We start from the raw sequence: 13751 nt of genomic DNA on the forward strand, positions 1-13751 counted from the left end.
AAGGGGTGCGCGCGAACATCCCCTCCAAAAAAAACCGTTCGGAAACGGCGCGGCCCCGTTTCCGAACGTTGACGGTGCAGGCTGCGCCGTCGCGAACCGATCATTACGAGATCAGGTCCTTGGCGGCCTTCGGGCCCGCTTCCAGGATCTTGGCGTACATGTTGGTGCGGTTCAGTTCGTTTTGCAGCTTGGCAGCCTCGAGCATATCGGCCTCGCCTTCCTTAGTGACGCCTTCCATTTGCGAGGTGTACGAAGCATCAGCGGCCAGGTTGCCGGCGGTCGAGGCGGTGGTCAGAGCGGACATTGCAAACTCCTGTATGGTGGTGAGTAGGTGGTCTCGGGTGAGAGCCGGGGTTTTCAACAACAGCCCAGAGGAAGGATGTCGTCGATTCGGTTCGGCGAACCTGCAGTTGTTGTGTTCGCCGTGTGTCTATGATGGCGTAGAGCAGCGTGCGTTGTTGGGTAGAAGGCGAAAGGTGATGTCGACTAGCGAAGTGTGCTGGCTGTTGTTGTCTGGTCTCACGCGGTTCATACGTAGATGCGCCGCGCATGCAAACAAAAAGGGGAACGGCACGGTACCGTTCCCCAGCCAACACGCCGTGGACGGCGTGATCAACTGACCTGGCCGCAGGCATCCGCTGCAGCGGCAAAGCCTTGCGCCAGCAAGCGGAATTGCTCGCGCGAGGCGGCATTGGTGGCGCGGATGGCGCGTTGCTCCATGTCCGTGGCGGTCTGCTGGAGGGCTTCGACGGCCTTACGCAGCGGGTCGAAATCCTTGTCACCCTCGCGCCGGACAAAGGCTTGAATGCCGTCAAACGTATCGATGATGTCGAGCGTGAATTGATCAAACATGTGCGTCTCCAGACGAGTGAGGAAAGTTAGTGCTGAGCAGCGAGAAAGTCTTTGGTGCCGTCCGAGCTCTCGACGTAGCGCAGTTCATCGACCGAGAGGGCGGATGTGGCATCGGTCTTGGCGTCGCGTGCGCGCGCCTGCGTGACGTCCAGGACGATGTCCTTGATGTTGCTGCCGAGGTCGCTGCGCACATGCTCGGCGGTGGCGCGTACGCGCTCCGGATGCGAGGCGGCGCCGGCAATCGAAAACCGGTTGTCACCCAGATATGCAATGCGCAACCCTGGTTCCTGCAGCGATTCGCGCAGGTTCTCGACAATCTCCGGCGCGATCGATAAGTCGGTATGGGTTTCCGGCGACACCGTGCGCAGGTCGCGCAGCGTGGCCAACTCTTCGGCCGCGGAGCCGACGATGCCGTGCACGGTGATGTTGGTGTCGCGCTGCTCGATCTGCAATCCATCGATGTGGTGCTGCGCCAGGCAGGCGCGTATGCGCTCGATCAGGGGCGGTAGCGCCGGCTCCTGCGCGCGCGCTGCCTGCGGGGTTTCGCGTGTCGAGGCCAGGAGCAGTGCGCAGGGCGTCAGCAGTGCGACCGCCGCTACGCCCATCCATCCCTTGCGTGCACGAGGGCGCGCCGCAGCGCGCGCATCTGCCGTTGGGGACTCCGCAGGCGCAGCACCATGATGACTGGTGATGGCTGGCAAGGACGACAGCACGCGCTGCAGCAGTGCCAGATCGCTGGGCCAAGTCTCGCCAACAGGGCCCACGCAGAGAATGACGTCTCCAAAACGGCGCGGTGACAGGTCTTCCCAGGCGAGATCACCATCGTCTGATTCGATCAGGATGCCTTTCTCGGTATCAACACGCAGGGAAAGCGCGTCGGCGGTCCAGTCGGCAATTCGGATGCTGGCCTCTGGCCCGCTGCCGACCATCCAGTGGCCCGGTGTCAGATCGAGGCAGGCACCAGCGTGCGCGCCTGCCAACACGCGAATGTGTTTGTTCATGGTGATTACATGGTGGAATCAGGAAGCGGGGGCAGCGCCAGGCCGAGCCCCGCGCAGTAAGACCAGATATCTACCGTCCAGCGGCGTGAGACGGCGCTGCCGCGCGCAACGCATTCGCCGTATTCCCGACGGGTGCGCGGGCGCGAAGCACTCAGCAGGAGCAGCGGGAAGAGCTGGTTGAACGTCTTTTCGCGATCAGTCAGTGGACCGATGGCGGTGGGCCGCAGGGTGGTGTTTGTGGTGGTAGCCAGCAGGCGTTCCTTCACGGCTTGCAGCGTGGAGGGCGCGCCTTCCAGCGGGGCCGTCTTCAGGTACTGGCGCACGATGTCAAACGCCATGCGCAGAGGCATCGGGTGCCCTGTCTGCATAGCATGCCGCACGGCCAGCAATTCCTGCTCAAGCCGTTGATACGCTAACGATTGCATTTCAGGCCGTATCCCAGCGGCCACGTCCGTGCCTGGGTCAATCCGCACAGGCTTGCCGGGCTGAACCGATGGCCGCTCGGCCGCCGGCTCCTGCAGGTAGTGCATCAGCAGGGATCGCCGGCCTTGCATGCTGCGTTGGTCTCGGGCCTGGTCGTCTTCGCCGTCATTCTGGCTGTGCTGCTGGGCCACACCGATCACCAGTGGCGCCACCCTTTTTGCGTGCTCTTCCAGCATGAGCAGCAGCTCTTCAAACGCGTTGTCGGTGATGGGCTCTTCTGGTGAACCCGCGCCGCTGCGCTTGCCGGTGCGTGGCCGACGCACGCGTTTGGCCAGCTGTGCCAGATGCTTGTGGTGGTGCGACTGTGCTTCGAGCTGTTGCTCCGCAAGTTCGTGATCGTGCCCATGCACACCATGCCGATGGCGCCTGGGGTGGTGGGGAGGGACTGAGACGGAAGGCTGCGTCTGCACGGGATCAAGAGGCGGATAGAGGCCCGACGACGCGGCGGAGATTCGTGTCATGACACGCCCCTACTGGAAGAGCGACTGCAAGACCGTGTTGCCGAACTGCAGGATCGACGCCGCCCCCCAAGGTGCAGCCACCACGATCACAACCGACACGATGATCAGCTTGAGCCCATGCGAGATGCTGCTGTCCTGCAGTGAGGTGACGGCCTGGACGAATGAGATGAGCAACCCGGCGATGGCCGACACCGCCACGGCGGGCAACGATACTAGCAGGCAGAGCATGAGTGCCGTGCTGGTCACCTGGGTGATGTTGTCGTAGTCCATGACGGCGCCTTTAGCGATAGGTGTTGACCAATCCGTGAATCAGCACTGACCAACCGTCCATGACCACGAACAGCAGCAGCTTGAACGGAATGGCAATGTTGCTGGGCGTGACCTGCGACAAGCCCAGCGCCATCAGCAGGTTGGCGATCACCAGGTCGATCACGATGAAGACCAGATATAGCAGGAAGCCTATGCGGAATGCTGACGTCAGTTCGGTCAAGGTGAACGCGGGAGCGAGGACGATGAGGTCGTCCTCCTTGAGTTGCGCCGCCTTGGCTGCGGGCCACAGTTGCTGCGCGGAGCGCATGAAGAATGCTTTCTCGCGCGCGTTCGTGTGCTTGTCCAGGAACAGCCGGAAGGGCTCGCGTGCAGCGTCGAGCAGCGGCATGACCTGGCTCACGCTCGCGCTGGATTCATTGAGCTGCATGTGCGCGCGCTGCATGGCCTCCATGCCGACTGGCGCCATCACAAAGCACGACACGATCATGGCGATGCCGTTGAGCACCATGCTGGGTGGCACCTGCTGCACGCCCAGCGCATTGCGCAACAGGCCGAGCACCACCACGATCTTGGTGTAGGAGGTGACCACCATTGCGGCAAAGGGCAGCAGCGCAATGGCCACCGCCGCGATGATGAGCGAGGCGAACTCAATGTTCTGCATGGCGGGCACTCATCGCCGAGATTTGCAGGCCAAGGTGTTCGCCCACCGCCACGAGTTGGCCGTGGCCGAGCGTTTGCCCATGGCAGACCAACCGGACGGTGGCATGGCGCAGCAAGACCGGCAGTTGCAGGACGTGGCCCGGCGCCAGCGCGGCGAGCTCGGCCAGCGGCAGGCTCATCACGGCCAGCTCAAGATGCACGGGCACTTCCAACCCGCCCACCGCAATGCCGTCTGCGGTTTCGCTGGAACTCGCGTATGCAATCTCGTCTGCTGTGGGCGCATCGTTGTCTGCGAGCACGGGGATATCGAGAATCGTCATGGTTCCTTCCTTGTAGTGAGCATGGGTGATGAAGCGCGGCTGGCGCCCATCACCGAATGTCAAGTGCACGGTGCCTTCGTCCCTTTGCAACTGGTAGGCATTGCCGCTCCAGCCGAGGAGCACGTCGCCTAGTGCCAGCGAGGAGAGCGTGTTGGCGGCGCATCGACGGCTGGCGATGCGGATGCCTGTGGGCAGGGCCACCGTGCCGAGTTGTGCGAGGACAATTGTCCCGTCGGCCACTGGTGGCGCCGGCGGCGCGGCACGCCAGTCAAGCGCAGCGATGCGGCAAGCCATATCGCCATGCGGCCCCTCAAGACGCATCGGTAGCCCAGCGCTGAAGCGCGGTGGCGCACCAACGTGCTCTGGCACCAACGCAGTCAATACCGCATCGTTCAGGCCGGCAGCAGACAAACCATCGAGCATTGGCGCAAGCCAGAGCCCGGCCAGGGCCGTGCGGCGTGCCTCGTCGGTTTCTTGGGCGATGGCGTGCAGCGCTGGGTGATTCGCACCGTCGACAACGACATCGGCCACACATAGCGACGAATCGAGGGTCAAGCGCAGCGGCGCTTGGATCGGCGCGGCGCGCTCGGCAAGGTGCAGGTGCCAATGATTGGCATTGCTGCCTGGGAATGGCGTGCCGATCAGCCGCGTCAGCGCAGCCTGGGCCGGCGTGAACGCACGCAGATGCGCATCGAGCGGGGATGGCGTGAGCGCGGTGTTCATAGCGAGTCGGCGCGAGGTATCGGGTTGGGCGTGATGTCGGCTACCACACTTCGAGTTCCACATCGATGCACTGCGCCAGCAAAACGTAGATGCGTTGGCGCAGCGCATCGCCATGTTCGAAGAGTAAGTCGCGTGCTCTGGGGTGTCCGGCATGGAAGCGAAGCCATAGCGTGTGGGGCGAAAGTTGCAGCGTGAGCCGCGTATCGGGCAGGACGCGCGGGTCCAGATTCAGTGTGAGCTCCCAGCACTCGCCGGCGGCCCTGACGACACGCGAGCCGCAGAACTTAGAAAGCAATTGCGCAAGGTGTTCGGTGACGGTGTTCCCCGCACTGATCTCGGAGCACGTGCGGACCAAGTGGTTGGCCATGGCCGAGGTATGCTGCGTAGCCGAGTTCTCGGGCGCCGTATCCTCGGGTTGAGCATCCGTGTGCTCGTGCGTGGCGGGCTCGTGATCAGGCGAGTCTTCGTGCGCGGAGTCGCCATATCCCTCCGCCACTACCCAAGGGGAACGGTCGGCTGCGTTGAGCTCAACCGGTAGGCCCGGGCGCGCATCGACGCTGCATGGTGCGATTGCGCGTCGACCTGGTGCGCCCGTTTGGATCGGGGGTGGGGTGGGCGGCGCCCGCCATAGGCGCACAGATGTGGTCATGGCCGCTTACAGCGTGAGCTTGCCGACCGGCTGTAGATCAACGTACGCGCCCAGTTCCTGGAACGAATACACGTTTAGCGTCTGCAGGCGCGGTTCGATCATGCGGCGGACATAGCGGCGGATGTCCATCGAGGTGACGATGGCCAGCGCGCCAACCGGGGCTGCTGCCGATTGCGGCGCGTTCCCGCTCATGTGTTCAAGCTGTGTGACGATGGAGTTGACTTGCTGCGGGTCCAGCGTCAGGAAGTTGCCCGCCGGCGTGGGCTTGATTGCTTGGCGTACGGTTTGTTCCACAGATGGGTCCAGCAGGATGGCGGGCATCTTGCGTGAGCCGCTGGTGGCCTGGTGCGCGATCTGCCGGCCGAGATCGCCGCGCACGTACTCGACCAGCATCAGTGTGTCTTTCTCCTTTGGTCCCCAGATCACGAGGCTTTCCAGAATGGCGCGCATGTTGCGAATCGGCACCTGCTCTTCCAGCAGACGGCGCAGCACATCCGCCATGCGTTGGGCGGGCACGGCTTTCTGCGCTTCCGTCACCAGGCCCGGGTACTCGGTGGTCACACGTTCCATGATCCACTGGGTTTCCTGCAGGCCGATGAACAGATGCGCGTTCTTGCGCAGCACGTGCACAACGTGATCGACGATTACCTGCTCGGCGTGCAGCGGAGCGCTAGGTACTGCCGGCGCCAGCGCACGGAGCGGCGCCGGCAGCGCTGGCACCGACACGCGGCCTTCCGGCACGGTCACCATCTCGCCCGGAATGTCATGCACCAGCACCTCGTACGCATCCTCGGGCTGTGTGATGCTTTTCCACACGGCGATGCCCGGAAACGGCAGGCCAAGCTCTTCCGCAAGCGCATAGCGACCCCGCTGGAATGCCGCATCGAGCTTGGGGATGTCCAGGCCTTCAGCAAGCCGCGTGCCAAGCCGCACACCCAAGGGCGCCGTAAAGGAGGGGGCCTTGTCGGCGATGGTGGGTGCCTTGTCCTTCGAGCCTTCGCGCAGCAGGGCAGGCAGGGTTTCCGAATCCACTGTGCTGCCCTTGTTCAGGCGCTTGCGCAGCGTGTAGCCAAAGCCAAACACTACCGTTGCCAGCGCAACAAACAGAAACGACGGAAACCCCGGCACCAGCGCGAAGCCGGCCAGCAGTGCGCTGGCGGTGAACATGGCGCGCGCACTGGTGGAGAGCTGGCGCACGATCTCCTTGCCGAGCGAGCTCGGCTTGGTGCCGTGATCATCGTCCGACACGCGGGTGATCATCACGCCGGCCGCGACGGAGATCAGCAGCGAGGGGATCTGCGACACCATTGCATCGCCAATCGACAGCACAGCAAAGCGGTTCGCGGCCTCGCCAGCGGTCATGCCGTGATATGTGATGCCGATCACGATGCCGGCCAAGATGTTGACGAGCGTGATGACGAGCCCCGCAATTGCGTCGCCCTTGACGAACTTCATGGCGCCATCCATGCCGCCGTGCAGTTGGCTTTCCATTGCCAGCAGCGCGCGGCGCCGGCGTGCTTCATCGGCACTCATGTGGCCGGCACGGAGGTCAGCATCGATGCTCATCTGCTTGCCGGGCATGGCGTCGAGCGTGAAGCGAGCGCCAACCTCCGCCACGCGTTCCGACCCCTTGGCAATCACAATGAACTGCACCGTGGTGATGATCAGGAACACCACCATCCCCACCACCAGATTGCCGCCCACCACCAGCTTGCCGAAGCTCTCGATGATGTGGCCAGCATCCGCATGCAACAGGATGGACTTGGTGGAGGCGATGTTCAGCGACAACCGAAGCAGTGTGGTGAACAGCAGCAAAGACGGAAACGCCGACAGCGACGTTGCTGCCGGGATGTACATCGTCACCATCAGCAGCACGACCGAAAGCGTGATGTTCAGCCCCAAAAGCGAGTCTATGAGGATGGTGGGCAATGGCAGCACCATCAACGCGATGACGGCGACCACAAGCGCGGCGATGCCGATTTCGCCGCTGAATTCGGAGACAGCGGATCCCTTGGCCATATTGGTAGCCTCAGTTCAAGGTTGAAAGAGTGGGGCCTGCGTGTCTGGCGCCGGGCTCCGTGGTGCCAATCTCGCCTACCCAGGCCAGCACTTCGGCCACGGTTTCAAACAGTGCTTCTGGCACGGGGTCGTTCAGCTTCACGAGATACAGGGCGCGTGCAAGCGGCGGGTTGCCGATGATAGGAATGCCCAGCGCCTGGGCCTCTTCGCGCAGCTTGAGCGCCTCTTCGTCGATGCCCTTGGCGGTGATGCGCGGCAACCCGTATTCCTCGGGCGCGTAGTGGATCGCCACCGCGTAGTGCGTGGGGTTGACGATCACGGCCTGCGCACCCGCCACGGTTTGCTCCGGCTTGGCCTCGTCCACCATCTGGCGCGCGATCTGCTTACGCTGGCCTTTGATGCGAGGATCGCCTTCGCTGTTCTTGTGTTCGCGCTTGACTTCGTCCTTGCTCATGCGGTGATCGCGTATGAACAGCCAGCGCTGGATGCCGAAATCCATTGCACCCAGCAGTAGGAAGAGCAGGCCGCCGGCGCCCAGCAGCTTCACCAGCATCGACATGCCGATCTGCGCGATGTCCAAGATCGGCTGATAAGGAGTGCCGACAATGGTCGGCAGCAGCATCAGGACCAACTTCCATAGAGCGGCCCCAACTGCCAGCGCCTTCACCAGCATCTTGAGCAGATCGATCATCGAGCGCATGGAGAAGATCCGCTTGAGGCCCGATGCGGGGTTGATGGCGCTCATCTTGAGCTCCAGCGGCTTGGTCGACACCACGATTCCGGTCTGCCCCCAGGTGGCAATCCATGCGGCCAGAGCAAAGACGAGGCTTACCGGTAGCGTCATCAATGCGAGCTGCAGTGCGACGTGACCGATGGTCTGCTTGAGCGTCATTGCAGGGTGTCGGCTTCCATCTACATCCAGCGCAAGATCGACCAGCGCCCGCCATCGCTCGCCCAGCAGCGAGGCCGTCATGACCAGTAGCAGACAGCCCGTCAGCAGTACAACGGCGGCGGTCAGGTCGGCGCTCTTGGCGGTTTCGCCGTCCTTGTGCGCGTCTTTGAGTTTCTTGTTTGTGGGCTGCTCGGTTTTTTCGTCCGACATGGTTCGGCCCTGGCTGTCGACGGAGGAGGCCCGGCACACACGGCCGTGGCGATGGGTCGAATTGTGCCGAGGCGAGCCGCATGCCTTTGCGCTGCGCACGAAGCGTAGTGCGCCAGCCCGAAAGCTGAACCGGAATCCGGAGCGAAAGCCGGACCGACTGGCGGGTCACAGACGCGGCTTACGGATCGGACTTCGCGGCGGGGCGTTCTTTTTCGGCCCGGCTGGCCGGCTTGGTGCATGCCGGCGTTTATGGTTCCACCCGAGTTTGGCCGGTTTCTCATCTAAGCCGGTGCTGACTTGTCCTGATATGGAGAACCCCGCGATATGGAACCGATTCAATGCAGCAACCGCCTCCTGGGCGGGCTGCTGGAAGTCCTGATGTACGCCACCCGTAGCGGCCAGTTCGACAACGCGCAGTCGTTGCTGACCGCATTACGCACGCTGCGCCCAAATTTCCGCGAGCTTGACCTGGTGGAAGGCTGGCTGCTGGTGGGCCACCACCAGTACGCCGATGCTGCGCGCATCCTGCGCGAGTTGCACAACGGCCAACGTGCAGAGAGCGTGGTGCCGTTTGCCTCAGCCATGATGGCGCTTTGCCTGAACGCACTGGGTGACCAGGAATGGCACGTCTACGCTAACGAGGTGCTCGCACGTGATGAAGACCCCGATTCGGTGGCGCTCGTGCGTACGCTGATCGGCGTTCAGGAAGAATTGAATGCCGGTGTAAGCGAGGTACCCCCCGCAGTTGAAGCGGTGGACATGAGTGTCTACCACAGCTCGCATTACTTCACGCGCGTCTAACCCTCGTCTCCGGGAGCCCATCATGATCCAAGGTCCGACCGCCATCGCGCCTGTTAGCGCCAGCACGCCTGTTACCGGCACTACCCCGGGCGAAGCCGTGGTGCCGGCACCGGCACCTGAACTCGTCGCGCGCTTCGAGTCGCTGCTGCAGAGCGCCAAGCATAGCCAGCATCACCCCAAGGGACCATCCGCCATTGGAGAACTGGTCAAGAAGGAGGATGCCGCCGTGCAGGCCACGATGGCGCGCGTGGAGGCCATGACTGAAGCGGAGCGCGGCATGTCGATGCAGGAAGTGGTGGCCGAAGGCGTGCGCCTGCAGATGGAGTGCGCCGCCACCATGACCAAGATCCAACTGGGCAGCACCATCGCGCATTCTGGTAAGAACGCTGTGCAGACCCTGATGCGGAACCAATGATGCGTGCCGATCTTTCATCCCGCCGCATGCGGCACGGGGCGCTGACGTTATTGCTTGTGCTTAGCGCCATGCTGGCCGGCTGCAACAAGCAGCTCTTCGCGCAGTTGAGCGAGTCCGATGCCAACGACATGCTGACCGTCCTGCTGCAAGCCGGCATCGACACGCAGAAGAACTCCCCCGACGATGGCAAGACCTGGGCCGTGATGGTCGACCAGGATGCGTTTGCGCGTGCGATGGAGGTGCTGCACAGTCACGGCCTGCCGCATGAGAAGTACGCCAGCCTGGGTGACATCTTCAAGAAGGACGGGTTGATCTCCACCCCTACGGAAGAGCGCGTTCGTTTTATCTACGGCGTATCACAGCAGTTGTCACAGACCTTGTCGCGCATTGACGGTGTGGCGGTGGCAAACGTGCAGATCGTGCTGCCGAACAACGACCCGCTCGCTACAGTGGTCAAACCTTCCAGTGCTTCGGTGTTCATCAAATATCGGCCCAACGCTAACGTGGCGTCGCTCGTGCCCAGCATCAAGAACCTGGTTGTGCACAGCGTGGAGGGCCTGACCTACGAAAACGTGAGCGTGACGTTGGTGCCTGGCACCGCGGATGTGTCCGCAACGGTGAGTGTCACAAGTCGCGTACCGGCCGGCGTATCGTGGGGCACGCTCGGCGCCATGGCGGGGGCGTTGGCCGCAATGCTGATGCTGTGGCGCACAGCGACGAGGCTGTCGGCCGTGCGCACGCGGCTTGATGCGGCACGCACCGGTTTGGAAGCCAAGCTCCCGGCACGCTGGAAGAAGCGCGCAACAGCATGAGTCGTACGAGCGCGGCGCCAGACCCTGCCTCCATCATGATCCTGCGCATGCTGCACGCCTATCAGGAGCGGCTGCGCGGGCTCCCCTGCGCGCTGGATACCTCGACCTGGGCAGCAAATGCGCACGATCTGCCAGTGCAATTGGCCAAGGATTGGCGGCAAGTCTGTACGGTACTGGGCGTGCGGCAGGTGGGCTTGCCGACATTGCTCGCGCATGCACACCGGCTCGCGGTCCTCGGTCCGGAAGACCTCCATCGCGTGCTGGCCGCTCGCGCGTTCTACGCCAGGCGCGGCGCGCTTGCGCGATGCATTGACGGTGCTTACCTGTCCGGCTTGGCCGCCGTGTTGGGCCTGCCCGCGCTTTCGGGACTGACCGCACGCGAGCATTGGGCACAGGATGCGGGCGGCCCGCTTCCAGCGCTCGACGTGCCACAACTGGCTCAAGCTGGTCTGCAGGCATTGATTGCCGAAGGCAGTGTGACGGACCCGTCACTGGCGCAACTGATGCAATTGACGATCGGCATCCAAGTGCCGCTGCCTGTATGCGCAAGTACCCCGATTTTCGGCGCGCTGACAGCTCCCTTCATGGCGGCGCTGCCCATCCTCTTTCCGGAGTTGTCATGGTTATTTGGCTGAGGCACGATTCCGCACTCGGAATCGGCTCGGATGTGATTCGCGCCGAAGACTACCGGCGGGTGGTGGAGTTGGATGCTGCTTGGCAAGCCGTAGAGGGGGCCCGCGACGCCGCCATGGCAGATGCCCGCGCTCAGGCCGAGGCCATCGTGGCCCAGGCCCAGGCAACTGCGAACGAGATGCTTCACCATGCCGAACTGCGCGCGCAACGCAGCGCCAAGCTGGGCTACGCTGCAGGCCAGCGTCGCGCGTTGGAAGACTTCCACGCGTCGATGGTCGCGCGCGCCTTTGACGATGCGCAAGCAACCCGCCGCGAAGAAAATCGCCTTGCAACGACCGTCATGCAGGCGGTAGAGCAGGTGGTCCTGGAAACCGACCGGCAAGCATTGTTCGCCCGCGTGGCCGCTACGCTTGGCCGCGTGCTGCAAAGCCAGTCACGGCTGACGGTACGCGTGTGCGCAGATGAGATCGAGCCAGCCCGCGCGGCGTTTGCCAAGGCCGTCCAAGCCGGCACGCTTAACGCCGCTGTTGAAGTGCTGGCCGATGATCGGGCCGAGCCCGGACAGTGTCAGTGCGAGTGGGACCACGGCGTTGCCGATGCGAGCCTCCATGTGCAACTGGCCGCGTTGCGGCAGGCGCTGTCTAGCCCACGCCGGCCACCTGCCGAGTTGGCGGTGCCGAGCGCAGCCTATGCCAACAACGAAGACGCATTCGACGAGGACGAGGCATGACCAAAACCGCGCTGATCGACGCTATGGACGAGGCCATCCGCAGCGTGGCGACCGTCCAGCGTTTTGGCAAGGTGGTGGAAGTCACCGGCACCTTGCTGCGCGTGGGCGGCGTCGACGTCAAGCTGGGCGAACTGTGCACGCTGACCACGCCCGATGGTACCGAACTGCAGCAGGGCGAGGTCGTCGGCTTTAGCGAACACTTTGCGCTGCTGGCGCCGTTTGGCGGTGTGGTGGGCCTGTCGCGCTCGACCCGCGTGGTGCCGAGCGGGCGCACGCTTTCCGTTGGCATCGGCCCCGGCTTGCTGGGGCGCGTGCTCGACGGGTTGGGCCGTCCGGCCGATGGCGGGCCGCCGCTGGATGTGTACGGCTACGTGCCGGTGTTTGCGCAGGCGCCCGACCCGATGTCGCGCCGGTTGGTCGAGCTACCACTCGCCACCGGCGTGCGCGTCATTGACGGTTTGGCAACCTTGGCCGAAGGCCAGCGCATGGGCATCTTCGCGCCGGCCGGCGTGGGCAAGAGCACCTTGCTCGGCATGCTGGCGCGCGGCACAGATTGCGACGTCAACGTGATCGTGCTGATTGGTGAACGCGGTCGTGAGGTGCGCGAGTTCATCGAGCAGATCCTCGGCGAGGAGGGCATGCGCCGCTCGGTGCTGGTGTGCGCCACGTCGGACCGTTCTTCGGTAGAGCGCGCCAAGGCGGCGCACGTCGGCACGGCCATCGCGGAGTACTTTCGCGACCAGGGCTTGCGCGTGCTGCTGATGATGGACTCACTCACGCGTTTTGCGCGCGCCCAGCGCGAGATCGGCCTTGCTGCCGGCGAGCCGCCTACGCGGCGCGGCTTTCCGCCATCGGTGTTTGCTGAACTGCCGCGCTTGCTGGAGCGTGCCGGCATGAGCGCTACAGGTTCTATCACCGCGCTCTACACCGTCCTGGCCGAAGACGAATCCGGCAGTGACCCCGTGGCCGAAGAGGTGCGCGGTATTCTGGATGGGCATTTGATCCTGTCACGCGACATTGCCGCGCGCAACCGCTATCCGGCCATTGACATCCTGAACAGCCTGAGTCGCGTGATGACGCAGGTGGCGCCGCCGGACCATTGCGCCGCTGCCGGGCGCATGCGTCAGTTGCTTGCCAAGTACAACGAGGTGGCGACGCTGCTGCAGATGGGCGAGTACAAGGAAGGAAGCGATGCGGTGGCTGACGCGGCGGTGCAATGGAACGGTTGGATGGAAGACTTCCTGCGCCAGCGCACCGACGAGTGGTGCAGCCCTGACGAGACGGCAAGACTGCTTGACGAGGTGGCGCAGGCATGACGCGCAAGCGCTCGCACGTGTGGCACACGTTGATCGAAGCCAAGACGCGCCAGCGCCGCCGTGTGGAAACCGAGATCAATGCGGCGCAGCAGGCTGTGGCTGATGCCCTGGCTGCGCTGCAAGATCGTGTGCGCGCCTGTGAGCGCGCACACGACCGTTTGCGCGCTCACGTGAGCCGCACGGACGCATTGATTGCCGCCCCAGTGCTGCTGGCCGATGCCTATCTGCGCTACGACGCCTTTCGGGGCGAGCTTGACAATATGGTCATGCAAGCCGAACGGGCCGTCGCGGCCGCGCACGCTGCCGTTGCCGAACGTGAGGCCGAACTGCAAGCACGCCGGCAAGCCCTGGCGCGGCTGGATGCCATGCTGGAGCAATGCCGCAAGACCGCCGAGCGAATTGACCAGCAAGATGCCACCGAGCGCGAGCTCGCCACCGAGGAAGAGGCCGTGGAAGCGCTCCTCGCTCGGGCGCGCCACCTGCAGGCATCCGTTTGACGACGAC

Annotated in this window: 17 protein-coding genes; 7 read left to right on the forward strand and 10 right to left on the reverse strand. The window is 63.8% G+C overall.

Annotated features, from left to right (window positions below):
* Positions 1-103 precede the first annotated feature (103 nt).
* The 10 genes from PI87_RS24110 to sctU all read right to left on the reverse strand — a co-directional run bounded on the left by PI87_RS24110 (position 104) and on the right by sctU (position 8540).
* Positions 104-304, reverse strand: a complete 201-nt coding sequence (locus tag PI87_RS24110; protein ID WP_039600261.1) for a hypothetical protein — start codon at positions 302-304, stop codon at positions 104-106.
* A 308-nt stretch (positions 305-612) separates the two neighbouring features.
* On the reverse strand, positions 613-852 hold the full coding sequence (locus PI87_RS24115) for a hypothetical protein (protein ID WP_039600262.1): 240 nt from the start codon (positions 850-852) through the stop codon (positions 613-615).
* Positions 853-878: 26 nt separating this feature from the next.
* Positions 879-1853, reverse strand: a complete 975-nt coding sequence (hrpD5, locus tag PI87_RS24120; protein WP_039600263.1) for an HrpD5 family protein — start codon at positions 1851-1853, stop codon at positions 879-881.
* A 5-nt stretch (positions 1854-1858) separates the two neighbouring features.
* Positions 1859-2797 (reverse strand): hypothetical protein, encoded by a 939-nt coding sequence (locus PI87_RS24125; RefSeq protein ID WP_039600264.1) that lies wholly within the window; start codon positions 2795-2797, stop codon positions 1859-1861.
* Positions 2798-2806: 9 nt separating this feature from the next.
* Positions 2807-3067, reverse strand: a complete 261-nt coding sequence (sctS, locus tag PI87_RS24130; protein ID WP_039600265.1) for a type III secretion system export apparatus subunit SctS — start codon at positions 3065-3067, stop codon at positions 2807-2809.
* Between the two features lie 10 nt (positions 3068-3077).
* Positions 3078-3728 carry a type III secretion system export apparatus subunit SctR gene (gene sctR, locus PI87_RS24135; RefSeq protein WP_039600266.1) on the reverse strand — a complete coding sequence of 217 codons (651 nt, stop codon included), beginning with the start codon at positions 3726-3728 and terminating at the stop codon, positions 3078-3080.
* Positions 3715-4770 carry a type III secretion system cytoplasmic ring protein SctQ gene (gene sctQ / locus PI87_RS24140; protein WP_039600267.1) on the reverse strand — a complete coding sequence of 352 codons (1056 nt, stop codon included), beginning with the start codon at positions 4768-4770 and terminating at the stop codon, positions 3715-3717. The genes sctR and sctQ overlap by 14 nt, the downstream gene beginning before the upstream one ends.
* Positions 4771-4810: 40 nt before the next feature.
* Positions 4811-5419: a type III secretion system protein SctP gene (gene sctP, locus PI87_RS24145; protein ID WP_084210081.1), complete on the reverse strand. Its 609-nt coding sequence runs from the start codon at positions 5417-5419 to the stop codon at positions 4811-4813.
* A 6-nt stretch (positions 5420-5425) separates the two neighbouring features.
* Entirely contained in the window at positions 5426-7438 is a 2013-nt protein-coding gene (locus tag PI87_RS24150) for an FHIPEP family type III secretion protein (protein ID WP_039600269.1), read from the reverse strand.
* Positions 7439-7448: 10 nt separating this feature from the next.
* A complete protein-coding gene (gene sctU, locus PI87_RS24155; protein ID WP_039600270.1) occupies positions 7449-8540 on the reverse strand; it encodes a type III secretion system export apparatus subunit SctU in 1092 nt (363 codons plus the stop codon).
* Positions 8541-8864: 324 nt separating this feature from the next.
* Between sctU and PI87_RS24160 the strand changes: the two genes are divergently transcribed.
* From PI87_RS24160 to PI87_RS24190, 7 genes are read left to right on the forward strand one after another with little or no spacing between them, the layout of a single operon-like run.
* A complete protein-coding gene (locus tag PI87_RS24160) occupies positions 8865-9341 on the forward strand; it encodes an HrpB1 family type III secretion system apparatus protein (RefSeq protein WP_039600271.1) in 477 nt (158 codons plus the stop codon).
* Positions 9342-9363: 22 nt separating this feature from the next.
* A complete protein-coding gene (locus PI87_RS24165) occupies positions 9364-9756 on the forward strand; it encodes a type III secretion protein HrpB2 (RefSeq protein WP_039600272.1) in 393 nt (130 codons plus the stop codon).
* On the forward strand, positions 9756-10568 hold the full coding sequence (sctJ, locus tag PI87_RS24170; RefSeq protein ID WP_442965515.1) for a type III secretion system inner membrane ring lipoprotein SctJ: 813 nt from the start codon (positions 9756-9758) through the stop codon (positions 10566-10568). The genes PI87_RS24165 and sctJ overlap by 1 nt, the downstream gene beginning before the upstream one ends.
* Positions 10565-11203: a type III secretion protein HrpB4 gene (locus tag PI87_RS24175; protein ID WP_039600273.1), complete on the forward strand. Its 639-nt coding sequence runs from the start codon at positions 10565-10567 to the stop codon at positions 11201-11203. Before sctJ ends, PI87_RS24175 begins: the two co-directional genes overlap by 4 nt.
* Positions 11188-11931 carry a type III secretion system stator protein SctL gene (gene sctL / locus PI87_RS24180; protein ID WP_052321732.1) on the forward strand — a complete coding sequence of 248 codons (744 nt, stop codon included), beginning with the start codon at positions 11188-11190 and terminating at the stop codon, positions 11929-11931. The genes PI87_RS24175 and sctL overlap by 16 nt, the downstream gene beginning before the upstream one ends.
* Positions 11928-13247 (forward strand): type III secretion system ATPase SctN, encoded by a 1320-nt coding sequence (gene sctN, locus PI87_RS24185; RefSeq protein WP_039600274.1) that lies wholly within the window; start codon positions 11928-11930, stop codon positions 13245-13247. The genes sctL and sctN overlap by 4 nt, the downstream gene beginning before the upstream one ends.
* Entirely contained in the window at positions 13244-13744 is a 501-nt protein-coding gene (locus PI87_RS24190; protein WP_039600275.1) for a type III secretion protein, read from the forward strand. The genes sctN and PI87_RS24190 overlap by 4 nt, the downstream gene beginning before the upstream one ends.
* Positions 13745-13751 lie beyond the last annotated feature (7 nt).

This window comes from Ralstonia sp. A12 (assembly GCF_000801955.1).
In the GTDB taxonomy this organism is placed as follows: Bacteria; Pseudomonadota; Gammaproteobacteria; order Burkholderiales; family Burkholderiaceae; genus Ralstonia.

Coding starts and splice junctions, on each gene's coding strand:
- PI87_RS24110 (WP_039600261.1), bottom strand. CDS start 304: ATGTCCGCTCTGACCACCGCCTCGACCGCCGGCAACCTGGCCGCTGAT.
- PI87_RS24115 (WP_039600262.1), bottom strand. CDS start 852: ATGTTTGATCAATTCACGCTCGACATCATCGATACGTTTGACGGCATT.
- hrpD5 (WP_039600263.1), bottom strand. CDS start 1,853: ATGAACAAACACATTCGCGTGTTGGCAGGCGCGCACGCTGGTGCCTGC.
- PI87_RS24125 (WP_039600264.1), bottom strand. CDS start 2,797: ATGACACGAATCTCCGCCGCGTCGTCGGGCCTCTATCCGCCTCTTGAT.
- sctS (WP_039600265.1), bottom strand. CDS start 3,067: ATGGACTACGACAACATCACCCAGGTGACCAGCACGGCACTCATGCTC.
- sctR (WP_039600266.1), bottom strand. CDS start 3,728: ATGCAGAACATTGAGTTCGCCTCGCTCATCATCGCGGCGGTGGCCATT.
- sctQ (WP_039600267.1), bottom strand. CDS start 4,770: ATGAACACCGCGCTCACGCCATCCCCGCTCGATGCGCATCTGCGTGCG.
- sctP (WP_084210081.1), bottom strand. CDS start 5,419: ATGACCACATCTGTGCGCCTATGGCGGGCGCCGCCCACCCCACCCCCG.
- PI87_RS24150 (WP_039600269.1), bottom strand. CDS start 7,438: ATGGCCAAGGGATCCGCTGTCTCCGAATTCAGCGGCGAAATCGGCATC.
- sctU (WP_039600270.1), bottom strand. CDS start 8,540: ATGTCGGACGAAAAAACCGAGCAGCCCACAAACAAGAAACTCAAAGAC.
- PI87_RS24160 (WP_039600271.1), top strand. CDS start 8,865: ATGGAACCGATTCAATGCAGCAACCGCCTCCTGGGCGGGCTGCTGGAA.
- PI87_RS24165 (WP_039600272.1), top strand. CDS start 9,364: ATGATCCAAGGTCCGACCGCCATCGCGCCTGTTAGCGCCAGCACGCCT.
- sctJ (WP_442965515.1), top strand. CDS start 9,756: ATGCGTGCCGATCTTTCATCCCGCCGCATGCGGCACGGGGCGCTGACG.
- PI87_RS24175 (WP_039600273.1), top strand. CDS start 10,565: ATGAGTCGTACGAGCGCGGCGCCAGACCCTGCCTCCATCATGATCCTG.
- sctL (WP_052321732.1), top strand. CDS start 11,188: ATGGTTATTTGGCTGAGGCACGATTCCGCACTCGGAATCGGCTCGGAT.
- sctN (WP_039600274.1), top strand. CDS start 11,928: ATGACCAAAACCGCGCTGATCGACGCTATGGACGAGGCCATCCGCAGC.
- PI87_RS24190 (WP_039600275.1), top strand. CDS start 13,244: ATGACGCGCAAGCGCTCGCACGTGTGGCACACGTTGATCGAAGCCAAG.